Origin of the sequence: Microcystis sp. M44BS1 (assembly GCF_020244875.1) — a bacterium.
Lineage (GTDB): Bacteria > Cyanobacteriota > Cyanobacteriia > Cyanobacteriales > Microcystaceae > Microcystis > Microcystis panniformis.
In genome coordinates, this window is sequence record NZ_JADBVM010000067.1 from 1 (window position 1) to 26472 (window position 26472).

A 26472-nucleotide genomic window follows, 5' to 3' on the forward strand; every position below is an offset into this window, starting at 1 on the left:
GTTATCAGTTATCAGTTATCAGTTATCAGTTATCAGTTATCAGTTATCAGTTATCAGTTATCAGTTATCAGTTATCAGTTATCAGTTATCAGTTATCAGTTATCAGTTATCAGTTATCAGTTATCAGTTATCAGTTCACCGTTTACTATTCACAGCAAAAAACTCCCCAATTTCCAATTCATAATTCATAATTCCCACATCCTACACCCCCCCTGCCCCCCGATGTCGGGGGGGTTGGGGGGGTCACACCCCACAGCTTGGATTGCGTATCTTTGACAAAAGCGGGTGATATTTTATACCCAGAAAAAGTGTACTATGCTGACGTGAAAAAACCTGAGTTTTTGCTAACCTAGAAATAGCTCTAATCAGAGCCAATATCTTTGGGCGAAGCTTAGAGATTAATCTGGTTAAACTCACTCATGACGTTATCTTATTGTCGTCTGTTGCCTATTAGCTTTCAGGTGATAACTCGGAGATGGAAAGTTAGTACAAACGTTCAAATTGCCTCTCCGCAGCCCTAGCGTTACTGTGTAGTCTTAACAAGTAATTTTATCCCAGAGATGTTATCGTTAAAGCGTTCAAATGTCCGAACGTCCTAGGGGATTTTCGGGAAAGATTGTTCGCCCTGTCGTAATCTCAGATAGAACCTTATGACTCAATCAATTGAAGATAAAGCTATGGCCGATGCTGATGTATCAGATTATACCACAAATAAAATAATTATCTCTAATTGGATCGCCCCTTGGTCGAAAGGCAATCGGAAAAACCCGTCACCGCAACCAAAATGGGATTTATGGCAACCCCTGCGGCAACGAATTGATCGCCTAGAAATTAATACACCTGCACTAGCTCACAGGATTTGTCGTCTAATTCCGGCTCAATGTCCCTTTGCCCGGAAAATTACCCTATTTAGCTGGACAATTCTAGAGATTCCGCCCCTTTGCAAGCTAAATCCCCTCTACGAAAACCTGATGATGTTAAGATTTCGCGCTCTTTCTTACCTGGCCGATGAATGTGGAGAGGATATCGGTGCTTACTGCTAAAATGGGAGAGTGTCTTTAATCGCCACACCTATGGCCATCATCGCTCTGAAAGCTTGGTATCTGGACAAATACGAACCTATCCGCGAGGTTGTCAAACGTCCCCACGACTTGCGCTTAAGTCGCAATAGTCTCTTAAAATCGGGTTTAAGAGCCGATTTTCTCGATGATAGTCTGACAATACAGGGTTCTGTCTGGTTCCAACGCTATCTAGAAGGGGAAAGGGTGGAATTTTACCTCGAAGGTAGTGGCGGTTACGTCATCTCGAATATTGACCTGATTTCCCAAGAAATTTACTTTACTAAACAAGACCTCAGCACTTGGCTGGATCCCGTCATTTATTTTAGCTCCCAAAGCCAATTTAAGGACTCTAGCACCGCTTTAAAAACAGTTTTGACCGAAACCGTCGAAAATCTCAATAAACGCTCCCGTTTGCCCTTAACTATGGTAGAAACGCCTCGAACTGAGGGCAATGTCACTAGATTGAGTGATAGTCAATTACGCCAAATTCGCAAAAGTTTATTATTTATTGCTGATGCTACGGCGATTAGCCAAAAGGAAACGGAATTACTGCCCAGTCCCCTAGTGGGTGTAGAATTAGGTTATGCGATCGCTTGTAAACAGGGCGGACAAATTCTGCTAACCTATCAAAATCGGGCGGAATTAAAGGGTAAACTGGCTTTTGACCTGCCAAGCTACCAAAAATTAATTTTCTCGGATCTGAGCGAATTGCGTCTCACTTTTCCGCCTTTAATGGCAACTTTATTACAAAAATTCCATCTGATTAGTTAAAAAAAATGAGTAGAAAAGCTGACGAGTACGCCGTACATTTGTTCTTGAGCAGTGGACATCGCGAGGAGGTACGTTTTTTGACCATCCAAGAATTTCAAAAGTGGTACAGTAATGAATTAGTTCCGAAAGCCGATTCTCAGGATTTTATCAATGTTCCGATCAGAAATATCCAAGGAGAATATATGGTTTTACGTCCGGCTAGTGTCATTGCTATTCGCGTGGAACCCGTCTTTTTTGGCAGTGTGGAAAGAATGTAATTTGTCGTTATCGCTAAAAAAGATAGTTAGATAGGGAGAATTTTAGAGATTATTGATAATTCTCTCAATATCAGCTTGAATTTGATTGCTGACTTTGCCTTGCCAGCGTTCTTTTAATTCCCTTAATCCCACTTCTGCGTATTGACATATCTTATCTAAAACTTCTTTGCCGTCGCTGGGTTGAGGATAGGAATTCTTTTTACAGATAATATAAATTCCTGCGGTTAAAGCTAAAATAACTTCTGGCTCGATTTGACTAATATTAATTAAATCTTGTCGATTACTCAGATTGATTCCGTAGATACTTAAGTCTTCTTTAATAGCAAAAGCAGCCGCGAATAAATAGGCATCTACCATGCGCTCAAAGGTTTTATTATCTTTTAGTACCTGTAGATAATTTCTGGAAGTTTCCGAGGCATAAATCTTCAAACTGGGATCGATTCTCTGCATTAGTAATTCTCCATCACTTCAATCACGGAAGCATCTTCATCGGCAGCCAAACGGTGTATTTTGAATATATCAGTAGTGTAGGGAAGCAGCAGATTTAAAAGTGGATCGGGAAGATCGCGATCCGTGGCTAAAATAATCACTTGGGAGTTTAAATTAGGGAGAGAGTTAATAATATTTTTTTGATGTTCTTCGTCTAAATGGCCGAAAGGTGTATCCATAATTAGGGGAACACAAGTATCGGTTATTTGATTTAAACCGGTGATAAAAGCAAAAGCTAAAGCTTCCTTTTCTCCAGCACTTAAGACATCGGGATTTAATAATTTTCCTGTGATAGTACGGACTCCTAAAGTGTATTCGGGAGTGATTTCTACTCCTGTATATTCTTCTGGTTTGTTGGTTATTTGTAAATAGCGATCGCTGGTTACTTGATTGATCATTTTTTGGGAATTATCGATATGCCATTCGATTAATTCGTTAGTGGCATTTTTTAAACCTCTGGCCATTTTAACCTGATTAGATAACATCAATGTGGTTTGATTTTCACTAGCTAAAATTTCCACTTCTTTGCGTAAATTTTCTAATTTCTTTTCTTTGATTTCAATTTCCTTTTGTAAGCGTTCGATCTTTTCTTCAATCTCCTTAACTTTTCGTTCCGATTCGCCAACTTTTCGCCAAATCTCCCTCACCGAGTCTTGATTTATTCCCGTGGTTTCCTGTTTTAGCTGTTTAATATGTTGATTAATTTCTTCGATTTCTTCTTCTAAACGATCTCTTTGTAAAAGCAATTGACTATAATTGCTAAATTTGGCATTATCTCGCATAATTCCCTGTAAATCAATTCTAAGTTGGTCTTTTTCTATTCTGGTGACGTTGTCCACTTCTAAGGACTCTAGTTCGGCAATTTTTTCAAGGATAAAGTCACGAGAATTTTTATCTAAACAACGACCACATAAACAGCTTTCGTCGTCAAGTATTGCTTTAAAAATTGCTGTATAATTAGTTTTATAAGTGCTTTTTAAGCTAGTAACTTGCAAATCATCGGCCATTTCCTGCACAAAGTTAATCAGCAAAGGTATCGCAGCTTTTTTTAACCAAGAATCAATAGAATTTTGCAGGTTATTTAACTCAGTTTGTAAACCGATACGCTTTTTCTCTAAGTTATAAATTTCCTCTAACTTTTCTCGTAAACTTTCAATCTGAGCGGCTTTTTCTTGAGCGACTTGGTAGATAATTATAGCATCTTTTTCGCTATCTTTGGCATTTTTAAGCTGACCTTGTTGAAAAGCAATTTCTTCTTCTAATTCTTGCAATTGTTGCAGCTTATCTTTAAAAATTTGACTGGTTCCCTCTGCTTTATTTAAACGGTTTTCTAATTCTTGTAAGGCTTTTTCTGTATCATCGCGTAGATTTCTTAATTCCGGGATACCCAAAACTTTTTCAATTGCTTCTTTTGCTGCTTTAGTTTGAGTTATCTGGGTATATTGTTCGATTTTTGAGCCATCAAAACAGAAAAAATCTCGAATAGATTTAGGAAGCAATGCTTCGATATATTCCCTAGAGTTACTTCTCATGGTTCCATCTTCATAAAATAATGCTTCCTCTACGCTGGGATAAGAAGTGATACCATTATCTTTTAATTTCGCTGTGCGACTGATAAAGTAATTTTTCTCGTTTCTAGTAAAATTTAATTCTACCCGAATTTCTATTGCTGGTGAAGAATCATCCTTACCTCGATAAAAATAGGTTTTCAGAGTCTCTTTAGATACAATATCTCCCCCATAGAGACACCATAAAATCGCTGTCATCAGAGAAGTTTTACCGAGGCCATTATTACCGAAGATAATATGAATATTTCTGTCGGGATGCAGGTTAAAAGTAATATTTTGACTGGGATAACATTTCCAATTGGTTAAGCGAATTTGTTTCAGTCTCAAAGTCATAGAGTTTATTTATTGTGGGGAGTCGGTATATTTTTCGATAAGTTTGACAATTTTAGCTGATAGCTGCCGATTTTTGAGAGTAATTTTTGCTACTTCTAAAGCCATGGCTTCCTTTAGCAGTTGGGGAGGTATCTCATATTTTTGGGCCAGTTCTTCAATTTTAGCAGTTATGTCCATGAATTTTTTGTGGGTTAGGGAGTGGGGATTGTCAAGTCTTAATTCCTATTGGCCAAGAGATACCTTGATGACGAGAAATTTCATAACAGATCTGAGTAGGTAAGGCCATAGTAACTTACAGCCTTGAGCGTAAACATGAAGTATAACCTAATTTGGTATTGACGACCGACTACCCAAAAGGAAAATTTCGTACTTCACCATTAAGATAACTGCTATAAGCTAATCTACTCTCAACCCTATACAAAAACACCATAAAAGCTAAAATAGATAAGTAAGTAGTTATAATTAAATTGAAGATAGATTTTGCCTCTGATCCCCCCTCCCCCCCTTGATAAGGGGGGTGCCGATCCCCCCTTAGTCCCCCCTTAATCCCCCCTTGATAAGGGGGGGATCTGACAACTTTTAACACCTACCTACTTAGCTGACAGTGATTCTGAACACGATAGCAATATAGAATAAACCGCCTTGTATTACCGTCTTCTTCTTGATTTTAACACCCTAGAAAACGGGTTAATTGTCTTAACACCCGAACAAAGTCATTATCTTAAAAAAGTTGTTCGTTTAAAATCCCATGACCATTTTATTGCCCTAAATGGACAAGGACAAGCGTGGTTAGCGGAAATAATTGATAATTCGGCCCATCTTTTAGAAGCGATAAACGAAACTAGCGAACTACCAGTACAAGTGAATTTAATGGTAGCAATTCCCAAAAATGGCTTTGATGATATCGTTCGCGCTGCCACCGAATTAGGAGTTTATCGGATTATCCCGCTGCTGACAGAACGCGGTTTAGTTAATCCTAGTCCTCAAAAAATTGACCGTTGGCGAAAAATTGCCCGAGAAGCTGTAGAACAATCAGAAAGACAGATTATTCCCATAATCGAAGAACCACAGCCATTTTTAGCCATCCTTAAGCGGGGAGCTAACCCACAGACAACTTGTTATATTGGTGTTACCCGTAGAACAGTGGCCCCGCTACTTTCTCAATTACAAACATCAACCGAGATAACCATGGCCATCGGACCTGAAGGGGGATGGACGGAGACAGAAATAGAACAAGCGATCGCTGCTGATTTTGTGCCTGTATCACTGGGAAAACGCATTTTGAGAACAATTACCGCTCCCTTAGTGGCTCTTGCTATCATTAACGCCTATTTAGACAGCTAATTGACTATAGTTTCTATGACCAAGACTAGCAATCGAGATAACTGAAATCCTTTCGCTTCTTAACCTAAAGCAAAAACTAGCAGCAGTTCTCCTGTGGTCAGATTGTCCCCGTTTTTGTCGAATAGCACCCTCACATTCCCCGAAAAAACTCGCCCTAGCGCAACTTTATGACCTCTAGTAGCCCTTCTAACCCCTCTTTTGACTGGTTTAACCCCTCGCCCCAGCAAGACAGCGATTTACTGGCACAAATCGGCTTTATCCCCGGTGTCAAAGAATTTCTCACCCTGCGACAGGTTCACGCCTTGGAACACGCCACCGTCTGGGTATTAAGCGAAATGGCTGCCCGTCGTCAATCGCCTTTTGACCGCTCCCCCGCGGATAACGAGGCCCTGGGGGGACTGTCCACCGATAGGGGTTTTTATCTCTACGGACAGATTAATACAAATGAACTGCGAATTGCGGCCAAACAGGCACTCCATCGTCTCAAAAATGGCGAGGGGCAATTGGCATTACATCCGCGTTGTGGCACCAATTTATCGGTAACTTTAGCCTTAACCGCTGGCTTAGTCTTAGGAACTCATCTTATCTTCCCCAGAGGTCCGATTTCTCAGTTATTAGGCTTAGGTTTAGCCACTGCCACCGCTTTTCAAATCGGGCCGGATGTGGGAATGTCGGCCCAAAAATACCTGACTACGGCCATTCCCTTTAACTTAACAATCGTTAACATTGCACCAAAGGCAGACCTGTGGGGACGTTCAGGGCATTTCGTCCAAACAGAGTGGCAAGATTTGCAATAAAACTTAAAGTAAAAACCCTTTCGGCAAACTCGCTCTGATTGTAACCTGTTAACTAAACCCTAAAAAAAAACACCTATGCCTGGAATCGAACGCGGAGCCAAAGTTAGAATCAAACGTAAAGAGTCTTACTGGTACAACGATGTAGGAACCGTAGCCAGTGTTGACAAAAGTGGTATCCTCTACCCCGTTATCGTCCGTTTTAACACTGTTAACTACCACGGTTTTAGTGGTAGCGCCGGTGGACTGAATACCAATAACTTCGCTGAAAGTGAATTGGAACTCGTTAAGGCTGCCCCCGCTAAGAAATAAAGCTGACTAAAATTCGGCCTATCCTCACCGACTGACTGACGGGAATTCTCTCTTGTTGGTCGGTTTTTTTTATAGTTATCAGTAATCAGTAATCAGTAATCAGTTATCAGTAATCAGTAATCAGTAATCAGTAATCAGTTATCAGTTATCAGTTATCAGGTGTGAGTTATCAGTAATCAGTTATCAGTTTACTGATATTGCATTTTGGGCGCATCGCTTGCGCCTCAACCATATAAAAACTGAATAATAAATTATCTAAAAGTCGCTTGAACCTTTAGCCAACAAGAGTTAATTAGTTTAATTATCCTAGATAAGTTCTTAAATACTTGACAAAATATATCAAATAATTTATAATATTAGATGACCAAAAATCATGATAATGTGCTATCAACATAATCGGGTTTGAGGTGTTTAAAAAATATTTTTTCAGTCATCAAATCTGGAATTTATGAGCATTTTAGAACTGATAGAAAAAAGACTAGAAGAAAACTTTGCCCTCCACGAACAATACCTAAACCCCCAGATGGTTAGGGTACTAAAAACGATCGGCTACGATCGCCACTACGTTAAAGCTGAAGGTCCGTACCTATTCGACAATCAGGGGGAAAAGTATCTGGACTTACTGAGTGGTTTTGGTGTTTTCGCTCTCGGACGCAATCACCCCAAGATCGTGCAAGCTTTACAGGAAGTGCTAACGGCAGCATTGCCCAATTTAGTCCAATTGGATGCTTCTATCCTAGCGGGATTGCTGGCGGAACGGTTAGTAGCGATCGCCCCTCCCGGATTAGAACGAGTTTTCTTTGCTAATTCCGGCACAGAAACCGTCGAGGCTGCCATTAAATTCAGCCGCTACGCCACCGGACGCAGCCAAATTGTTTACTGTCAGGGAGGCTACCACGGGTTAACCATGGGTTCCCTTTCCGCCACCGGCGATCCCCATTATCGCCAGGGATTTGGGCCTTTTGTCGCCGATTTTAAGGAAATTCCCTTCGGCGATCTAGCTGCGCTCGAAAAAGCTCTAATTAACCAAGACGTAGCGGCTTTTATTACCGAACCGATTCAAGGTCACGGGGTGAGAATTCCCGAACCGAACTATCTCCCCGCAGCGGCTGCCCTTTGTCGTCGTTACGGCACTCTTTTTGTGGCCGATGAAGTGCAGACCGGTTTAGGCCGGACTGGCAAAATTTGGGCTGTGGAACATTGGGGGGTAGAACCGGACATTTTATGTGTTGCCAAGGCTCTTTCGGGTGGTTTTGTGCCAGTGGGAGCGGTTCTCTGTCGTCGCTGGATCTTCGATCGAGTATTCGATCGCATGGATCGTTCTGTGGTTCACGGTAGCACTTTTGGTAAAAATAATCTGGCCATGGCCGCCGGTATTGCCACTTTACAGGTGATTGAGGAGGAAAAATTAGTCGAGCGATCGGCTGCAATCGGTCAACAAATTATCGCAGAACTGCAGCCCCTCGTAGATCAGTACGAATGTTTGCAGGAAGTGCGGGGATTGGGTATGATGATCGCCTTGGAATTTGCCGAGCCGAGCAGTTGGTCACTAAAAGCCGCCTGGAAAATGCTAGAAACCGCCAATAAAGGGCTATTTTCCCAGTTAATCGTCGTTCCCCTCTTTACCCGCCATCAAATCCTCTCCCAGGTTTCCGGCCACGGCATGAATATCATTAAGTTTATCCCCCCCCTCACCCTCTCCGACGAGGATTGCCGTTGGTTTGTCACCGCCGTTAAAGATGTGGTCGCTGATGCACATCGCTTCCCTGGGGCCGCTTGGGAATTCGGTAAAACCTTGGCCAGCCAAGCTATCCGCCAAAAAACCGCCAAAAAATAGTTAATATGTCCAGTTTGTTTCATCCCCTCTGCGGTAGTAACCTTAGCACTCTCCTTCGTTTATTTTTGACCAATGGCGGCATCGATCGCCCCAATTTACCCCCAGCAACCCTGGCGCTGGCAGTTACCCTGGCGCGACTGCCTTTTTCTACCCTAGAACGAATTTTGATGACAGGGTTTTATGAGCGCCGCGTGCAGGTAAAAGCACCCATTTTTATTGTCGGCTATTGGCGCAGCGGCACGACCCATCTGCACAATTTACTGGGTCAATCGGAGCATTTTGGCTATATTTCGCCCCTAGCGGTGGGATTACCCTGGGATATCCTCGGTATCGTCCGCTTATTTCAACCGCTGCTAGAATTAGCTCTACCGAGCGATCGCCATGTGGATAACGTCGCCGTTACTCCCAATTCACCCCAAGAAGACTCGATCGCCCTGGCCAGTATGATCCCCCTTTCCTACTACCATGGTTTATATTTTCCCCAACGTTTTCAGTACCATTTCGATCGAGGGGTTTTTTTTCAAGGCTGCAGCGAGAAAGAAATCGCCAATTGGCAACGTTGGCATACTCATCTATTAAAAAAAGTTTCCATCCACCAAAAAGGCAAACAATTACTAATCAAAAACCCCGTTTATACGGCACACATCGCCAGATTGCGAGCTATCTGGCCCGATGCTAAATTTATTCATATCTACCGCAATCCCTATCTAGTTTTTCCCTCAACCCGCCACTTTTTTACCCGCATCCTACCGGAACTAGCACTGCAATCCTACGATAATTTATCTATTGATGTCATCGAGCAAGCGATTCTGAAAAGTTATCCCCCAATGCTCAATTCTCTCCTGGGAGATAGTGCCAATTTACCTACCGATAGTTTTGTAGAAATTCGTTTTGAAGATTTAGAAAAAGAACCCCTAGCACAAATCGAGAAAATCTACGATCAACTGCAACTTCCCGACTTAAAAATATCTATGCCTCGCTTTGAGAAATATATCAGCAGTCTGCAAGGATATAAAAAAAATAATTATCCCCCAGAACCAAAAGCGATCGAGTTAGTTGAATCTCATTGGCTACCATTTATTCAACGTTGGAATTATTTTTAATCATCAGCTTTATCAGTTATCAGTTATCAGTTATCAGAACGTAGGTTGGGTTGAAGCATGAAACCCAACGCCCGATTATGTTACGCTACCGCTAACCCATCCGACAAATAATTGTGCCTCCCTACTTATCAGTTATCAGTTATCAGTTATTAGTTATCAGTTATTAGTTATTAGTTATAATTTAATATGAAATATCTTAAATTTATCTTTCTAGGTTTAGGTTTTGTTTTACTAGGGGTAATTTTGCGCCAAACAAATCTGCAAGAAGTTTGGCAACAAATCACCCTAGTCGGTTGGTGGGGAATGACATTAGTAATTATTTTTTACTTCCTAGAATTCCTCACCGATGTTTTTACTTGGCAACTAACTTTTAAAAGTATTCCTATCCAACCTCGATGGACAATTCGCCTATTATTAATTTACATGGTAGGGGCAGCCTTTAATCGCGTGACTCCCTTCGCTTCTTTGGGAGGAGAAGGTTTTAAAGCAGTGATGTTGAAAACTCACTATCAGATTAGCTACAAAGAAACCAGTGCCTCGATCATTCTGACCAAGACATTAAATACTGCTTCCCTTGTCTTCTTTGCAATTATCGGTTTTTTTCTGCTCCTAGCTTCCCCAAAATTCTCCAATTCTTTTAAAACTTTTACCGGATTAAGTCTTGCTATATTCTCCAGTTGTATCCTGATATTTTTCTTGATTCAGCGATTCCGTTTATCCTCCCGAATAGTTAATCGATTAGGTCATTCTTTTTTAGGCGATCGCCTAGCTAAACCTTTAGAAAATCTTCGCAGTGTCGATGATCGTTTAGGAGAATTTTACCGGAATCTGCCCCTATTTAGAAATGGCTTGATCGTCGGTTTTCTCAATTGGCCCCTCGGAGTTTTAGAAATTTATGTTTTAATGCAGTTTCTCCAACATCCGATCAGTTTTGCCGATGCTTGGTTATTTGATTCTGTTGCCCAATTAGTGCGCGCTGGAACCTTTTTTATTCCCGCTAATATCGGTACTTTAGAAGGTTCTTTAGTGCTGCTGGGTGCTTCTTTAACTGGTAGTCTAGAATTAGGTTTAGCGATTTCTGTAATTCGCCGGGTTAAAGATATTCTCTGGATTATATTAGGTTTATTGATCTGGTGGTTATTTTCCCTAAGACCGACTTTACCCGATCGCCCTTCAAAATAATATACAGCTTTTCTCACAAAGCTGCATCTCAAATTTGTAGAAATACCGACAATCAGCAATGATCCGTAACTTTTAAATTATACTAAATCCGCTTATTAAAAACTGATTATTTATTCTCCGTTTTGCATGAGTGCCTCTTGCATGAGTAGCCTATACTCAACGGATTTAGTATTAGTACAAATATATTTAGGGCTTGCTGAATAAATCTAAAAACCTTGTTGGGTAAGACTTTTAGACTTTTTTTACCTCAAAAAGTGCCGACCATTGGAGGGATCGGGGGTAAAATTCAGATACTTTTTCCCTGAAAATTGGGTAATTGACCCCCTCAAAATCGGTAAAACCCTACACCCCCCAACCACCCCCGATCCCCCCGATGTCGGGGGGGCAGGGGGGGTGGGGGTTGGGGGGGCCACACCCTGTCCCCACCAACAAACTTTTTGCCGCAAACCCTAGTTAAATTATGCCTTGGAAGCGCATTAATTCTATCTCTTGTTGTAGTCCGGCTTCTAGAGTACGAGGAGTAAACCCTAAATCCCTTTTAGCTTCTTCGTGGGCATAAGCTTTGTCTTCTTGTAATCGCAAGATTTGTTCTCGTCGCACTGGTGATTTTTTACCTAATGTTTTTTCTAGTAGGGTAGCTGACCAAATGCCAAAGTTCAAGGGAAAGGACAGGGGACGCACCGATTGGCCTAATAATTGTTCTATCAAGAAAATTAACTGACGGAAGGAAACAATACTACCTCCGGAAAGATCGTAAGCACCTTTTATATCAGGACATTCCCAGACTTTTAACAACATCTGGGCAATGTCATCAGCGTGAACTGGTTGTAACAGGTTATCACCAGAGCCAAAAATGGGAAAGAATCCGTAGCGGTGACAGAATTTAATCAATTTGTGTAGGTTTTTATCCTTAGGGGTGCCATAAATCATTGTCGGTCTCAGCAGACAATAAGAAGCAGGATACTCTTGTAAATAATTTTCTGCTTGTTTATACTCGGCAGAATATTCATTATATTTTGAATATACTCCCGTGGTTCCAATAATAATTAATCGGGGAGTTTGTTGGAATTTTTTTAGACTATTAAGTATAGTTGGTACTTGTCGAAGTTGGACGAGATGGATGATGGTTTCAAAACTATTTTTCCTAAAAATTTCTTCCCAGGTTTCTGAGATAGAGCTATCGCCAAAATCGTAGGTTAAATTCAGTCCTAGACTATCTAACATACTGCAATCGCTAGTGGGTCGAATTAAACAATGTATTTCTATTTCAGGCTTAGTAGATGCCAAATGTTGCATGAAAAAACCACCAGGCAATCCCGTAGCACCTGTGATTAATATTTTATTCTCGATCATCATTTTTTCTCCTTTTGGCTAAAACTTGCTGATAAACCTGAAAGGTTTTTTCAAACATCTTCTCAAAAGTATATTCTGCTTCGTAGCGTTTGCGTCCTGCCGCTCCCATTTTAGCTCTGAACTGTTGATCAAGAACTAATTGTAATAGTCTCTGGTGTAACGTCTTAACATCTCCTCGCGCTACGGTGTATCCGGTTATTCCTTCCACAATTGCTTCCGATGCTCCACCCACATCTGATACAATTACTGGTAATCCCGCTCTCATCGCTTCGATTGTGGTGCGAGGAAAACCTTCCCAATTAGATATTAAAGTAAATACTTGGGCTTGAGCTAGGACTTCAGCTACATTATTACGAAAACCTAAAAAGTTAACTCTGTCGATAATTTTTAGCTCCTTAGCTAAGGTTTTAATCTTTTCTAAATCTGGACCGTCTCCGACTAAATCCAAATGGGCTTCGGGAATATTTTGAAAGGCTTTCAGTAAGGTGACATGGTCTTTTTGCTGATCAAATCTTGCCACCATAACAATACGAACAGGATTAGCATCACTAGGATTAGCTCTCAATTCTGCGGGTAGATCTGGCATCCCATTATGAATGGTCAATAATCGCTGCGGTTGCATACCAGTTTTTATTCCAATTAATCGATCTTGTTCCGAAACACAGATAATTTTATTAGCTAAAGGTTCTGTGATTTTTTCTAACCACTGATAGATAGTGCGACTCGGCTCTGGTACACCTCCTGTAAAAGCCCAACCATGGGCGGTAAAAATGCAAGGAGTCTTGCTTTTTCTGGATGCTAATCGTCCTAAAATTCCCGCTTTACTAGAGTGAGTGCTGATAATATCTGGTTGAAATTCTGCAATAATTTGTTTGATAAAATTCAAGGTTTGCCAGTCTTGAATTAAGTTAATTTTTTTGCCGAAGTATTGACAAGATACATTGGTTATGCTGCGGCTCGTCAGATCGTCATTATAAATGCCTTTTATTCCAGTAACAACTAAGACTTGATGGTGAGAATCTTGCAAAAATCTCGCTAAATCTCGCACATGAACCTGTGCGCCTCCAACCGTATCTGCTCTAGTTATAATAAAGAGTATTTTCATTTCATGCACAGTTTAGATTCTTGATTTATGGATAATTTTAGAAAAACAGTTTTAGGTTTTGAAAACTTGATTAGCTTTTTGCAATAGCTGCAACATTTTAGGGGCGGTTATTTGAATATTATACTTATCTTCGACAAGTTTTCTGCCAGCCCATCCCATGCTTTCTCTTAAATCTCGATCATGTTTCAGGTTTTGAAAAGCTTGCAGCCATTCAGCTTGACTACTAGCTTGAAAGCCGTTGATCCCCTCCTTAATAATCTCTGCGTTCACCCCCACTGGTGAACCAATAACTGGGCGAGTAGATGCCATATATTGGATTAGTTTAAATCCGCATTTTCCTCGCTCAAATGCTGTATCGGTAAGGGGCATAATCCCCACATCAAATTGTTGCATCTCCTTCACCTCGGTTGCCTCAGACCAAGGCTTAATTTCTAAAGGGATATCCTCTAGATTTGTCTCTTTGGCACCAATAGCAACGACTTTGGCACCACCATCTCGACAAATCTCTTTTAAAACAGGATAAAGTTCTTGTATATAATCGACAAACTTCAATGGACTTCCTATCCAGCCGATGGTAAAGACTTCATTTTGAGGAGCTTTTGATAAGGGATAGCGATCAAGATCGACGACGGTGGGTAATATTTCTACCCATTTAGCTCCTGCTTGTGTTGCTCTGTTAGCTAAGTAATCATTTCCCGCAATCACTAAGCGAGCATTCTGCATTACTCGATCGATTTTCTGTGCCAATAGCCATCTAACTATAGGAGCAGAATGTTGATCGTAAAGGTGGAATACTGCGTCATCATAGTCAACTACATAAGGGGTTCTTCCTCTGAGGAACAGTAATTCTAGCCAAGCTGGTAGCCAAGGTAATGCTTCCTTTTCCAACCAGATTAAATCGTATTTTTCAGATTGTAAAAGTAGGGAAATTCTCTGTTGATAAGCAGATAATAATCTCGATAAAGGGTATTTTTTCCCTAAGTAGCGAGTTCTAATATAATCATTATCTAATAAAGGAGCGGTCTCAACCTCTATTCCCTCTTTTTTCAAATAAGGCAAATATTGGTAGGTACGATAGCGGCTACTAGCACCTAAAGTATCATAGCGACTGAATAACAAAATTTTCATCACTGTTGAGGATTTAATTAGATTATTTTCTTGTATAAACTGGAGAATTGAGGATATTCTCTAGGTATGGCGAAGATGATTAGCTCCTTTATATCTCTCAATAATCATTTGATCAGAAACTACTTTCTCAGGAGATTTTTTTCCTAAGAAATATGTACAAGAAGCTCCATCGAGAGCCTGAGGATTATTTTTGAATAGATAGTCAAAATATTTAAGCCAAGAAAACAATAATCTCACCATTGCTTTAGTTAATAATCTTGAGGTATTATTGCCAGCAAAACATAAAGCAAAATGTTCGATAGACCAGACTAAAACTGTTCCAGGTCCGGCAACTAAACCACTGGAAATTTCTGAAAAATAGTTAAACAAGCGCCGATGACCAGAAAGGGTATATCTGGTAAAATCATAGGCCCCTTCATGAACCTGCTGCATAAAGGGAATTTCTGAATAAATTACCCCGCCATCTTTGAGAACTCTGTGCATTTCACTAACGACTTTTTCGGGGTAGAGAACGTGTTCTAAAACTGCTGTAGTAATAATACCATGAAAAACTTGGTCTTGAAAAGGAAGATCGTGAGCATCACAGAATAAATCGACATCTGCATTAACATCAACATCGGAATATATCAATTTGATATTGCTATATTCTGACATTAACCTATCGAAATCTCTTTTCTGATTTCCTCCACCCACAACCAAGACATATGCTAAGGTAAACTTTTCTAAAGTCTGAGCAAAATTTTGAATCCTCTCAATATAGTTTAAGGTGATCGATGGACTAGGGACAATTTTTGAGAATATATTTTTTTCTTTTGGACTATGATTAGTCACCGTATTAGTATAAAAAGAGGGAGAAAAAATTTTATTATCTTCTCGAATGAATACCGGTTTATTATTGACAATAGCAAATTCAGAATTACAGTTTTTGCAAATAATCTGATGATCATCAAAAATTAATTGACTACTTTGGCACTTAGGGCATTGACTCAACGTCTCGATAAATTGTTGCATTTTCTTACTCCGATCGATTAACTAAAAGTCTGCTTTTTCTCAAGAAACAAAGTTACACTGGCAATATACTTAAGAAAAAATATAGATAAAAACTCCAAGATAAATGAGCTATAATGGTTGGTATAGATTGATTTTGGTGTTCGTTTCATTTTCTTGTCTAGGTATAGTTGATAAAGTTCCCTCGTATATCTGAAAGATGTTCTTAAATTAGATATTTTGCCCATATTTAAAGTCTCTTGGTAGCTAATATAGTTAGTAAAACAATGTAAATAATCCGTAGGTTTTTCAGTCCAATCTTCCCAGGATATACCCGATTCTTTAGTCTGACGATGAAAAGTCCCTAAACCTAAAGTGCTTAAGAATTTAATGTTATCAAACAAAAAATCAAAATTTTTAACCTTATGAACTAAAGGTAAATGAATATGCCATTCCCAGAGAACGTTAGACAAGGAAAATAGATGTACAGAATATCCATTCATTTTTAATGTTCTAGATAGCTCAAGAAAAAAAAGTAGATGATTCTTGACTTGTTCCACCACTTGGTTAGAAATAATTACATCAAAAAAATTATCGGGATATTGCCACTTTTCATCATCATAAATTAAAGTTAGTCTTTCATGCCAATCTACCCCAGAAAAATTCTTTGATAGATTTTCAATTGTTTCATCCATAAACCCCTTTTTTTGAACACCATGATTAACCACGTCTAAACCATAGACTTTCCAATTAATATTTGGCTGTACACAGGGAAGATTTTTTGTCAAGTATGCAATCAATTGTCCGTTACCACAACCAACATCTATAATTTTGACTTCTTGATCAGTTGAATGTCTGTAAGATTCAGTATTGATTATACTTAATAAATGTTGATAATTGCTACTATTTGCTGTACTCTGCATAGAAAGTTTCTAACTCCTTTAAATTGTTGATTGCTGAAATATGTTCATGCCAATATCACTCGAATAAAAAGGATTATTCGCAGTCTTTTAAAATTCTTTTCAAGGTTTTGTAATCGGTATGTAAATGGGTATTGTTTCTAACAACTAAACCTCGTACAGTCCCCCAAATCCAAGATAAAATCAGCCCAGACAAACCAAAATTATCATAAATAACTCTAGCGTACTCCTGCTTACAATTCGCTAATTTTGACTTATCTTGATAGGAACTGCTGGCACCACCAAGTCTAAAAAAAGCAATTGTAGATTTGTCTTTGATTGACGATGCACTCATCTTATAAATCTTTTGATTAAGGTCGAAATCAGCATATATTTTATATTTCGTGTTGAACGGAAGTTGATCAAGTAGGTTTTTCTTAATGAATAGTCCTTGCGGACATAAAGTATTTTTGAACACAATCAATGGATTATATCTACTGATCCGTAGCTGACCGTTATCCATAATTACATTGCCATGAATTATGTCCGTATTGTTTAAACTTGCTTTTTGAATAGATTGGCTAGGTATATTTAACAATATATCATCGCTCCCCAGGTAGTAAATGTAATCTCCTTGACTCAATTTCCAACCTTTATTCATCGCATCATATATACCTTCGTCAGGTTCGCTTAACCAATAATCTATCTGATCATCATACTTACGAATAATATCAATTGTGCTGTCCGTAGAACCTCCGTCTATAATAATGTACTCAACATTATTGTAAGACTGGCTAATGACACTCTGAATTGCTTGCTCTAAGTGCTTTTCTCCATTAAAAACCACCGTTATAATAGTAACCAAAGGAACTGCAAATTTTTCCGATAACTCACTTGTCTCTGGGTAGGAATGCTTGAAATATCCCTTTGTTCTTAATCCTCCTTCTCCCCTGCGTTCTGGATTTGGTGGCAAAAATAAATGAGATTGCACTTTTGTAGAAGGATCGTTAATAATAGCAGGCCTCTCCATAGTTACTCGGCGAGTTGTAGAGAAGTTAGCATCTAGCTCGATAAATTTTTTCTCTTGCAATGGTGGCTTTATTGTCATATCTTATCTTGATACTGGCAAGCTAAAAGCTTTGTCATCAAGATTACAAACTAGCTCAGTTTGTAATCAGCCCTATAGAACTAGAAAGATTATTGTAGCTCTCTCATACTTGCCAAAATACTATTAAACTAGCCTGCGGGTTATATCAGCTAATGTGATTAGCTAAAAAAATTAACTTCTAGACCTAGAGAAATTGTACCTGATCATGAACTTATTGTCAAGAAAATTTTTAAACAGCCCATACTAGAAAGCCAACGGCTCTCCCGGTATAATGAATGGGAAAAAATGTTCGCAGGTAGTGATCCGATAGTAGTGGCGTAGCTCTCTTGCTTATCTAGCCTGAGTTGTGTAGAATATTGACTAATAAAAATAATTACCTGACAAATGTCAAGAATTTGCTTTTTATGATTGCTGTTTTTATCAATATCTTGTCTTGGATCATTAAATTTTGGTATTTTGGTAAAGGAAATCAGAAAAATCTTTATAAGCGAATACAAGACCTGAGTAATTCCTCAAAGGCAGAAAGTTGCTTTCTTGAACAAGATAATAGTCATGGTCGAAAAATATCAAGAAAAATAGAAATTTTTAAAGTCAGGAAAAATGAAAGACAAGGGTTGGAAAATCTGCGAAGACTTATTAAAGTAGAAAGAAGGGGTAGTCGCGGGGATAAAACTTATGAAGAAACAGCTTACTATATCAGTAGCCTAACCGAATCAGCCCAAGTATTTGCTAAAATTATTCGAGGACATTGGAAAATAGAAAATCAGTTACATTGGGTAAAAGATGTAATTTTTGAGGAAGATAAAAGCCAGATCAGTGATTTTCAAGCGGCCAGCAATTGGTCAATTCTCACAACTATAGGATTGCATCTTTTCCTTTGGGTTTTCTCTCAATAACAGAGGGACAGAGGTGGTTAGCTGAACGGTGGAAAAAACTGATAGTTTTATCGACGTAAGAAGCAGAAAAATTAGCTAAATTAACAGGATGTACTCTCAGACAATTTCAAGAGAGATAGGCTTTTAGTGGCTTGGGAACAAGCTTTATCAATCTCTTCATAATAAATATTGGCAGAGGATTAAAGATTAATTATTGTGACTAACTCTTTTGATTAGAGAAAGATAAACTAGAGAATCTTCGGTCAAATTTATTGACTCAAAATCAGCTGTACTTAATTTAAATGAAACAGCCCTAGGTTTGGGGGGTAGAACCCCCGAAAAGTCTGGATTTAGGACAAAAAATCTAGAAAGCACAGTTTTTAAAAAGAGGTTACGATAAAATCCCAACTTACAGCGTTTCTGGCAAAGATGAAGTGTAACTCAATTTGGTATCGACTCTTGACTCCCCAAAAGGAAAACTTCGTACCTCACCATTAAGATAACTGCTATAAATCAGTCAACTCCCGATTATTCATCCTGTAATTTTTCGCGCACATTGCGAACAATCCGCGATAATTCACTCTTTTCATCGACGCTAATTTTAGTCGGAGAACCACTAATAATCCGCTCGTAATTACGGAAAGAATCCTTGATATCCGCCCCGTCCTGACTGATAGTATATTCACGAATCCCTTTATCGTGCCAAGAACCGCGCATCTTAAAGACGTTAATCGCTCGCGACATTTCGCCGCGAATTTCCACATACTGCAGCATTAAAATCGTGTCGGTAATCGTAGAAATATGGGATTCGGTGATCGAGTGCGCTCCCATAAATTGGTCGGTAGTATTGGTGAAAAATCCCGTAATTTCCTCCTGTTTGGCGTATCCTGTCACCCCGATCACAAATTGCCGAAAAGCATTATTTGTCACCCCCCGCGCGAGCGCCGATAGAGAATCAATAGCAATACGAGAGGGTTTAAATTCCGAGATTTCCGACTTAATCATCTGTAAATGGTCTTCCAATCCCGCCGATTCCGGGTAAGAACACAACAATTTTAATAATCCCTTGCGTTCCATCTCCTCAAAATCGATCCCCCAAGAAGAAGCATTTCGGGACAATTGAGCGCGAGATTCTTCATAAGCGAACAAAATCGCCCGCTCACCGCGCCTACAGCCTTCTTCCAGAAATTTACTGACTAAGAGAGTTTTACCCGTACCTGTTGCTCCTGTAGCCAAAATAATCGAATCCTTGAAAAAACCGCCTCCACACATATCATCAAGGGTTTTGACTCCCGAAGAAATGCGGACATTAGAAGAGCGCTGAGTTAGACGCATCGCACCGAGGGGGAAGATATTAATGCCATCATTGGTGATAGTAAAGGGATATTCCCCCTTCATGTGGGTTGTTCCCCGTAATTTGAGGATTTCTGCGGTTCTGCGTCGCCTTTCTCCCTCTAGCACGTTCCGCATAATTACCACATTATCAGAGACAAATTCCTCTACACCAAAACGGGCCACCGCTCCGTATTCTTCGATACGTTCCGTGGTCATAATTGAAGTCACTTCTAATAATTTTAACCGGGCCACGAGCCGAAAAATTTCTCGCCGCACCACTGATGCCGCTTCGTACTGCTGAAAAACGGCAGTTACAGAGTCAATTGATACCAGTTTGGCTTTATATTTGGTAATTGCGTATTGAATGCGCTCGATTAGGGCCGAAAGATCAAAACTACCCACCACCTCTTGACCTTCCGGATCTGGGGAAGCATCGAGAATAAACAACTTACCCTGGTCAATTAATTCTTCTAAATCCCAACCAAAACTATAGGCATTTTGGATAATATCGGTGGGAGATTCTTCAAAAGTAACAAACAGACCCGGATAGTCAAAATACTTGATCCCGTGGTAGAGAAATTGAACGGCAAGCAGGGTTTTTCCCGTGCCAGAAGTGCCACTCACTAAGGTAGTTCGCCCCAGGGGTAAACCACCGTGAGTGATCTCATCAAAACCTTCAATTAGAGTTCTAATTTTGCGAACACCTTTCGGTTTAATCGGTGGATTCAATTGGCTATTAGAGTTAGATTGAGTCATTATTTATCCAGCGAATATTTAAAGAGTAGGATTTTTATCTAATTTTTCCACAGAAACATATCAAGCCTGACTAGACACTTTACACCATCTCGATTTCCATTGACTCTTGACTTTCCCATAGACGTACTAGATTACGCCCCGAGCGTTTCTCCTTCAATAAATATAACCCGTCTAATCACCTATGGCCGAAGACCTAGCTATCATTTTCTCGTTCACGAATTTCCTCGTACAGTAAGTCTAAACCGATCAGAACCTTCTCTCGATCGGACAAATCACCGATAATTTTCCGCACCGGGGGAGGGAGGACTTTCGCAAGGGTAGGAGTAGCGAGAATCTTGTCTTCCTCCGCTAGTTGCGGGTTTTTCAGCACGTCAATCACCTTGAGCGCATACACTCCCTGAAATTCCTCTTCTAGGATATTTTTCAGGGTTTTCAAGGCACGCACGGAGTTGGGGGTATTGCCGGCGACGTACAGTTTTAAAACATAGGTTTTTTTAAAGACGCTCATAGGTTAGGATTAAAGGGGCTGGGGATACGAGTTCATCGCTATTTTTCTGGGATATTTTAGTCTATTCCCAATAATAAATCATAAGGGATATCCTCGCGAGGTATGGAACGACGATACATTTCCCCCAAGTGAGCAAGGATATCAATGAGAGCGAGACGATAATCTAGGAGAATTTCCTCACTTCTGCCTTCTAATTTTAACTGTTGGGAAAATTCATCCATTAACTCCATGTGAATTTCCAGAATTTGCGACACTGAGAGATCGGTAAAAAAGACATTATTAACCAACTCATCGATCGCTTGATTAATCGGATAATCCTGTTGGAAGTAATTTAAAATAATCTCCCGATAATCTCTTCTTAATTCCCGCAGTAATTCGTTTTTTTCCTCTGGGGCAAGATTGCGATAGAATAGCTGCGGGTTGCGTTTGTAGTAAACACCTAAATAGCCGAGTCTTTCTTTTAATTTTTCTGCTAAACGGCGCTGTTGTAGGAGGAGAAAACTGTGATTATTGGCCACGGGATTTGGTTGATTAACAATCGTATTCCGCTCGGAAAAAGAGCAGTTAGGAGCTAAATGGAGAAATCTAGCGATCGCTTGGTCGATGACCGAGGTGATGCCGTCTAATTCCTTGACGGTAATTTGTAATTCGGCACTATGATAGAGACAGGTGGGAGAGTCATTCGTCCCCGCAGTGATGTTGTTGTCAGCGACAATGATCACTACTGGCAGTAAAATCCCCCCTTCGTAGAGTTGATTAAAAGTCGGCTGTAGGGAAGGATGAAAGACCACCAGCAAACAATCGATTTTTTCCTTCTCTGCCTCGATATTAGCCAGTAATTCGCTAGAAGACGACCCTAGGGTTAGATTATAGCGTTCATTAGCCAATAAAGCCGTCAAAGAATTAACCAGCCCCAGAGGTGAACTCACTCCCGTCAAGGGTGAGTCCGTTGGGACAAAAGCATAAATAGTCAGTCTCGGAGGCAACGTTTTCTCACCCGCAAGGTAGATAGAAAATAACAAACAATAGGTTAGGCTTTCTCTGTTGAGAAGACAACCCCCCCGCCATCAGATCGGGGAAGTTAAAGTTAACTTTGCTTTTTGGCAGTGGGTATCGTAGTTAATTGTAATCAATAGAGCGGTTCTCTAGATGAGCGAGCGTCATAATCAAGCTAAATTCAAGTTCTAGGACGACTAATAGTTTGGCCATCAGTTTGTTAATTAGGGCTGGCTGAATAAATCTAAAAACCTTGTTGGATAATACTTTTAGACCTTTTTGAAATCCAAAAGTGCCGGGGATGGGAGTGAGCAGGGGGAAAATTCCGGGACTTTTGCCCTGAAAATTAGGTAATTGACCACCTGAAAATCGGTAAAACCCTATACCCTACACCCTACACCCTACACCCTGCCCCCACCGAAAAACTTTTTGCCGCAAACCCTAATTATGCCCTAAAGTTACCGCCACCGCCCTCCCCAATTATCCCCATGCCCAGCGTTACCCTTAGCCTCCATCACTTTAATCAATCCGTCACTGCCTGTGAATTAATTATTGACAGGGCCAGTCTTTGCGATTTAATTAACACGGGCAATCCAGAAGCGATCGTGGTGGTGGATGAGCGGTATTGTCCCCTAGGACTGATTGAGAGTCAAACCCTGATTGCTTACCTCCTCTATCAACAACAGCACCCCGAAATCAGAAACCCCTCCCCCAGCTGCCTGGATCTGAGCGGTTGGCTGCGTCCGATTATCCCTCTTAACTCGCGCATGGCCGTGAGTGAGTTTCTGGCCACTCTGAGGGGAGAAGCGATCGCCTTAGCCCCTATTTTAGTGGATACTCAGGGCAAACTGTTAGGACGCTTAGACACGGGCAAACTTCTCCAATTTTGTCTCGGGCGCTCGATTCTCGATGATCCCCCCCCGCAGCTCCGCATCAGCGATCGCAATCCTGCCCCCCGCAGCGATCGTCCTCTGGAATTTCTAGAACAATTACCGCTGCCGCTGCTGCTCTACAGTCCAGAAGCAGGAATTTTATACCAAAATCAGGCTTGGTGTCAACAAATCGGGGCAGCTTTCCCCGCTAATATCGATAACTCTGCCTTGGCTTTAGTTAATGACCCCTTAACCCTCCCATCCCCCACTCCCCCCCTGTTTCCCCAGCGTCTAGAAACGGTGACATCGGGTGTAGCCAAGACTTGGCGCCTGTTGTCCGTGCCGTTAAATTTGGCGGATAATTATCCCTTGCTCGAGAAAACTTCGGGACTGTGGTTACTGTTGGCCACCGATATCACGGAACAACAGCAATATTGTCAGGAATTAGCGGTTAAAAATGCCGATTTAGTCCATTTAAATCGTCTTAAGGATGAATTTCTCGCCTGTGTCAGCCATGAGTTTAAATCGCCCCTCACCGCCGTTATCGGTCTTTCCAATCTGCTGCGGGAACAAAAAATCGGTGAACTTAACCCCCGACAGTCCAAATATGCCGATTTAATCTATCGCAGCGGTCGTCAGTTGATGGCTTTGGTCAATGATCTCCTCGATTTAACCCGCCTAGAGACAGGACAACTACAATTAACTTTATCTAGAGTCAAAATCGATCGCCTCTGTCAACGGGTGTACGATATCATCGTCGATAAATATCCCCAACGTCTCGATCTCCCCAGCAGCTATCGTCTTGACATCGAATCGGGGTTAGATTATGCCCTGGCCGATGAAACCCGTTTACAACAGATGTTAGTGCATTTGTTAGATAATGCGGTAAAATTCACCATTGATGGCGGTAATTTGGGCATTAAAGTCAATCGTTGGGAAAATTGGCTGGCTTTTACCGTCTGGGATACGGGTATCGGTATTCCGGAAGAATCCCAGCATCTGATTTTTCAGAAATTCCAACAGCTAGAAAGTCCTTTCACCCGTCAATTTGAGGGTGCAGGTTTAGGTTTAGTCCTCAGCCAAAAATTAGCGCGCTGTCACGGTGGAGATCTATCCTTTGTCTCCAGGGCCCGGGAAGGCAGTCAATTTACCTTACTGCTGCCGGTTCATCCCCAAAGTGCAGACCAAGAGTCCGCCACTCCCCAGCGTCTGGTGTTAGTGGTGGAAGCTAATCCCCAAGTGATCGAACAGTTTGTCGATCGCTTGAGTGAATTGGGATTAAAAGCTATTATCGCTCGTAGCGGCACTGAGGCGATCGAAAAAGCCAGGCAGTTAAAACCCCGTTGTGTTTTTCTCAATCCTAATCTCCCCCTCTTGTCCGGTTGGGATGTGTTAACGCTGCTGAAATCCCATACCCAAACCAAAGACATGAAAGTTATTGTCACCGCTGCCGATTCTGAGCGCAACCGCAGTCAACAGCAAGGGGCCGATAGTTTTCTGGTTCCGCCAATCACCTCGGCAGCTCTGCAAGCTTGCCTGAATCTGACCGTTTCCCCCATTCCTAGTCGAAAAAGGCGCACTGCTCCGACTCTGCTGCGTTTACACGGCCATTATGCCCCCAATTTCTCCGATTTATCTTCCTTTAGCTGGATTTGGAATAATCAATTAGTCCGGGAAAATTATCGTTTTATTGAGGCCGATAGTTGCGAACAGGCGGAACTTTTAGCTACTGTCTGGGAGGTGGACGCTATCTTAATCGATAGTTCGATCGCAGAAGATTTATACTCTTATCTGCAAACCTTGAGCAAGTCGGAAACCCTAGCTAATTTACCCCTAGTCACCCTTGATGTGGCTGTCACCGAGGTGGCCAATCAAATCCCCGGTTTAGCCGTTTTTCCCTGTTTGGCCCCCCCGACGGAAAACCGCATCGAACAGCTATTAAAGGTGATCGAGACTGCTGATCTGGCTTTTTCTCGCCACTTGATCGGCGATCGCATCCTGTAGGTGCGAAGCATTCGGGCAATAACCTATCGGTAAAACCCCACACCCCAGCTGCCCCCCCCGATCCCCAGGGGAAGCTTTTTTTAGTGATCTATTGGCAATTTTTCTGTGATCTATTGACAAATGAGAAATTTAGTGTTGACAGCTAAGAAAGCTCATGTAATACTAGCAAGTGTAATCTATTACATCCACCTTAACTCCGTGGAGGTCTCTGTAAATGACCAAAATAAAATACATCAGTCCTGCCGCTACTGCTCTTCTTGCCAGTGCGTTAGCCCTCGCCACTGCCCCGGCCCAGGCGGCTCCTATCGTAACCTATACCGGCTGTGCAAGTACCTCATTCTGTACACTCACCGAGCTACTTGGCGGTGGTTCCATCTCAGTTGATGAGGACGGAAATGGCACAATTGAGAAAGTGTTCGAGGAATGGACGAATTACGATTTTTTCAAAAGTCCTGGGGCTAATCCTCTGACCGATCCCCAAGCCAACATTCAAGTGAGTGCAACCGGCACTTACATTCCTGGTGTCTCTGGTAGTGCTACTCTCAATTACACTATTGTTGGCGGCATAAACCTAGCTCCGCCGAGCGGGAATGCCACTTGGAATGCTACTGTCGCCTTCGACTTCACGGTAACATCCGCTGGATATGTCCCAATAATGAACCAGATAGATGCCATAACAGTTGGGTCAGTTACAGGCCCCACTACGGGAGTACCATCTTCTTTGGGCTTCAATGGTGCATCGATTATGGGCAATCAAACCGCTACCCCCAGCATGCCTGCGACTGACACGATGACATTGGGACCAACAAACACGCTTGCGGTCATGAACAACCTGAGTTTGCAAGCTCGCCGGACTACTTCAGTGCCTGGAACCGCCCGCGTTACGAGTTTCTCACAAACCTTCACCCAGGTGGTTATTCCTGAACCCGGGACTGTTGTTGGACTGCTGGTTGTTGGTGGCTTAGGTCTGGCGATGAAACGCCGACAAAAGGATAGCTGACCGAGCTTAACGTCAAGATAAGATGAGGAGAGGCATCGTAGCTTCTCGGTTTGAAGTACCGTCCTTTGGGGGCGGTTTTGCTTTAACCACCTATCCATAGTTAGTAAAAGCATAGTCAAATATAGACAGACTGAATTCCATTTCAGAAATTCCCTTCACTTTTACTTCGAGAGATTAATTCTCCTTGGGTGAACTACGCACCTCTCTATCCCATAGCGGTTAAACGCATTTGGGAATGCTTTTCGTAAAATGTTGTAGGAACATCTGACATCAGATTGAACCAGAATCCCCTTATCTGTACGATATAACCCTCGCGAAATTCTTTTTCCTGAAAACACTGGCCTTTCAGTTGTTTGTCCATAAACGGGGAGAGGATCGTCATTCAAAAAATTAGAAGCTGAGGTATAGGATTCTTCTTGAAGAATCACAGAGATTCCTTCTAATTGACATTTATAACTAATCATCTCAATTAATCGAGCATGAGGGATGGTCACA

At 41.2% G+C, this 26472-nt stretch carries 24 protein-coding genes and 2 pseudogenes; 13 read left to right on the top strand and 13 right to left on the bottom strand.

Annotated features, from left to right (window positions below):
* The 4 genes and pseudogenes from IM515_RS04160 to IM515_RS04175 form a co-directional block, all read left to right on the top strand.
* Positions 1–191, top strand: a pseudogene (locus IM515_RS04160) (hypothetical protein); the annotation flags it as partial.
* 459 nt (positions 192–650) lie between these two features.
* The gene (locus IM515_RS04165; protein ID WP_287629510.1) at positions 651–1043 is read left to right on the top strand and encodes a Mo-dependent nitrogenase C-terminal domain-containing protein; all 393 of its coding nucleotides are present in this window, start codon (positions 651–653) and stop codon (positions 1041–1043) included.
* A 30-nt stretch (positions 1044–1073) separates the two neighbouring features.
* Complete coding sequence (locus tag IM515_RS04170; protein WP_002767459.1) at positions 1074–1832, top strand: hypothetical protein; 759 nt, start codon at positions 1074–1076, stop codon at positions 1830–1832.
* A 5-nt stretch (positions 1833–1837) separates the two neighbouring features.
* On the top strand, positions 1838–2089 hold the full coding sequence (locus IM515_RS04175) for a hypothetical protein (RefSeq protein WP_002767457.1): 252 nt from the start codon (positions 1838–1840) through the stop codon (positions 2087–2089).
* Between the two features lie 42 nt (positions 2090–2131).
* On the opposite strand, the gene IM515_RS04180 is transcribed toward IM515_RS04175, so the two are convergent.
* Genes IM515_RS04180 through IM515_RS04190 form a run of 3 tightly spaced genes read right to left on the bottom strand, consistent with a single transcriptional unit; the run spans position 2132 to position 4656 of the window.
* On the bottom strand, positions 2132–2539 hold the full coding sequence (locus IM515_RS04180) for a hypothetical protein (RefSeq protein ID WP_002767455.1): 408 nt from the start codon (positions 2537–2539) through the stop codon (positions 2132–2134).
* On the bottom strand, positions 2539–4479 hold the full coding sequence (locus tag IM515_RS04185) for an AAA family ATPase (RefSeq protein WP_287629513.1): 1941 nt from the start codon (positions 4477–4479) through the stop codon (positions 2539–2541). The genes IM515_RS04180 and IM515_RS04185 overlap by 1 nt, the downstream gene beginning before the upstream one ends.
* Positions 4480–4488: 9 nt before the next feature.
* The gene (locus tag IM515_RS04190; RefSeq protein ID WP_002767452.1) at positions 4489–4656 is read right to left on the bottom strand and encodes a hypothetical protein; all 168 of its coding nucleotides are present in this window, start codon (positions 4654–4656) and stop codon (positions 4489–4491) included.
* Positions 4657–5121: 465 nt separating this feature from the next.
* On the opposite strand from IM515_RS04190, the gene IM515_RS04195 reads away from it, so the two are divergent.
* The 6 genes from IM515_RS04195 (at position 5122) to IM515_RS04220 (ending at position 11051) form a co-directional block, all read left to right on the top strand.
* Positions 5122–5823 carry a 16S rRNA (uracil(1498)-N(3))-methyltransferase gene (locus tag IM515_RS04195; protein ID WP_287629515.1) on the top strand — a complete coding sequence of 234 codons (702 nt, stop codon included), beginning with the start codon at positions 5122–5124 and terminating at the stop codon, positions 5821–5823.
* A gap of 167 nt (positions 5824–5990) precedes the next feature.
* Positions 5991–6620 (top strand): DUF6391 domain-containing protein, encoded by a 630-nt coding sequence (locus tag IM515_RS04200; RefSeq protein WP_002767448.1) that lies wholly within the window; start codon positions 5991–5993, stop codon positions 6618–6620.
* A 75-nt stretch (positions 6621–6695) separates the two neighbouring features.
* The gene (locus tag IM515_RS04205) at positions 6696–6929 is read left to right on the top strand and encodes a photosystem I reaction center subunit IV (protein ID WP_002767446.1); all 234 of its coding nucleotides are present in this window, start codon (positions 6696–6698) and stop codon (positions 6927–6929) included.
* 448 nt (positions 6930–7377) lie between these two features.
* Entirely contained in the window at positions 7378–8766 is a 1389-nt protein-coding gene (locus IM515_RS04210; RefSeq protein WP_287629517.1) for an aspartate aminotransferase family protein, read from the top strand.
* 5 nt (positions 8767–8771) lie between these two features.
* Entirely contained in the window at positions 8772–9869 is a 1098-nt protein-coding gene (locus IM515_RS04215) for a sulfotransferase family protein (RefSeq protein ID WP_287629519.1), read from the top strand.
* A gap of 186 nt (positions 9870–10055) precedes the next feature.
* Positions 10056–11051, top strand: a complete 996-nt coding sequence (locus tag IM515_RS04220; protein ID WP_002767441.1) for a lysylphosphatidylglycerol synthase transmembrane domain-containing protein — start codon at positions 10056–10058, stop codon at positions 11049–11051.
* Between the two features lie 453 nt (positions 11052–11504).
* Here IM515_RS04220 and IM515_RS04225 read toward each other — a convergent pair whose 3' ends face one another.
* The 6 genes from IM515_RS04225 to IM515_RS04250 all read right to left on the bottom strand — a co-directional run bounded on the left by IM515_RS04225 (position 11505) and on the right by IM515_RS04250 (position 17631).
* Positions 11505–12407, bottom strand: a complete 903-nt coding sequence (locus IM515_RS04225) for an NAD-dependent epimerase/dehydratase family protein (RefSeq protein WP_287632801.1) — start codon at positions 12405–12407, stop codon at positions 11505–11507.
* Positions 12391–13509, bottom strand: coding sequence for a glycosyltransferase family 4 protein (locus tag IM515_RS04230; RefSeq protein ID WP_287629522.1), 1119 nt, complete (start codon positions 13507–13509; stop codon positions 12391–12393). The genes IM515_RS04225 and IM515_RS04230 overlap by 17 nt, the downstream gene beginning before the upstream one ends.
* A 51-nt stretch (positions 13510–13560) precedes the next feature.
* Complete coding sequence (locus tag IM515_RS04235) at positions 13561–14637, bottom strand: glycosyltransferase family 4 protein (protein ID WP_287629523.1); 1077 nt, start codon at positions 14635–14637, stop codon at positions 13561–13563.
* Positions 14638–14697: 60 nt separating this feature from the next.
* Positions 14698–15648, bottom strand: coding sequence for a methyltransferase domain-containing protein (locus IM515_RS04240; protein ID WP_287629524.1), 951 nt, complete (start codon positions 15646–15648; stop codon positions 14698–14700).
* 17 nt (positions 15649–15665) lie between these two features.
* Entirely contained in the window at positions 15666–16547 is an 882-nt protein-coding gene (locus tag IM515_RS04245) for a class I SAM-dependent methyltransferase (RefSeq protein ID WP_287629526.1), read from the bottom strand.
* Positions 16548–16620: 73 nt separating this feature from the next.
* Entirely contained in the window at positions 16621–17631 is a 1011-nt protein-coding gene (locus IM515_RS04250) for a glycosyltransferase family 2 protein (protein ID WP_287629527.1), read from the bottom strand.
* Positions 17632–18092: 461 nt separating this feature from the next.
* Between IM515_RS04250 and IM515_RS04255 the strand changes: the two are divergent.
* Positions 18093–18586: pseudogene (locus IM515_RS04255) on the top strand (ISAs1 family transposase); the annotation flags it as partial.
* 448 nt (positions 18587–19034) lie between these two features.
* On the opposite strand, the gene kaiC reads toward IM515_RS04255, so the two are convergent.
* The 3 genes from kaiC to IM515_RS04270 all read right to left on the bottom strand — a co-directional run bounded on the left by kaiC (position 19035) and on the right by IM515_RS04270 (position 22091).
* Positions 19035–20597 carry a circadian clock protein KaiC gene (gene kaiC / locus IM515_RS04260; protein WP_287629529.1) on the bottom strand — a complete coding sequence of 521 codons (1563 nt, stop codon included), beginning with the start codon at positions 20595–20597 and terminating at the stop codon, positions 19035–19037.
* A 193-nt stretch (positions 20598–20790) separates the two neighbouring features.
* The gene (gene kaiB / locus IM515_RS04265; protein WP_002733742.1) at positions 20791–21105 is read right to left on the bottom strand and encodes a circadian clock protein KaiB; all 315 of its coding nucleotides are present in this window, start codon (positions 21103–21105) and stop codon (positions 20791–20793) included.
* A 56-nt stretch (positions 21106–21161) separates the two neighbouring features.
* Positions 21162–22091: a circadian clock protein KaiA gene (locus tag IM515_RS04270; protein WP_287629531.1), complete on the bottom strand. Its 930-nt coding sequence runs from the start codon at positions 22089–22091 to the stop codon at positions 21162–21164.
* A gap of 498 nt (positions 22092–22589) precedes the next feature.
* Between IM515_RS04270 and IM515_RS04275 the strand changes: the two genes are divergently transcribed.
* Complete coding sequence (locus tag IM515_RS04275; protein ID WP_287629533.1) at positions 22590–24977, top strand: hybrid sensor histidine kinase/response regulator; 2388 nt, start codon at positions 22590–22592, stop codon at positions 24975–24977.
* Between the two features lie 214 nt (positions 24978–25191).
* Positions 25192–25977 carry a PEP-CTERM sorting domain-containing protein gene (locus tag IM515_RS04280; RefSeq protein WP_193961801.1) on the top strand — a complete coding sequence of 262 codons (786 nt, stop codon included), beginning with the start codon at positions 25192–25194 and terminating at the stop codon, positions 25975–25977.
* A 161-nt stretch (positions 25978–26138) separates the two neighbouring features.
* Here IM515_RS04280 and IM515_RS26090 read toward each other — a convergent pair.
* Positions 26139–26472 (bottom strand): zinc ribbon domain-containing protein (locus IM515_RS26090; RefSeq protein ID WP_502881968.1); only part of this gene is annotated, 334 nt, incomplete at its 5' end.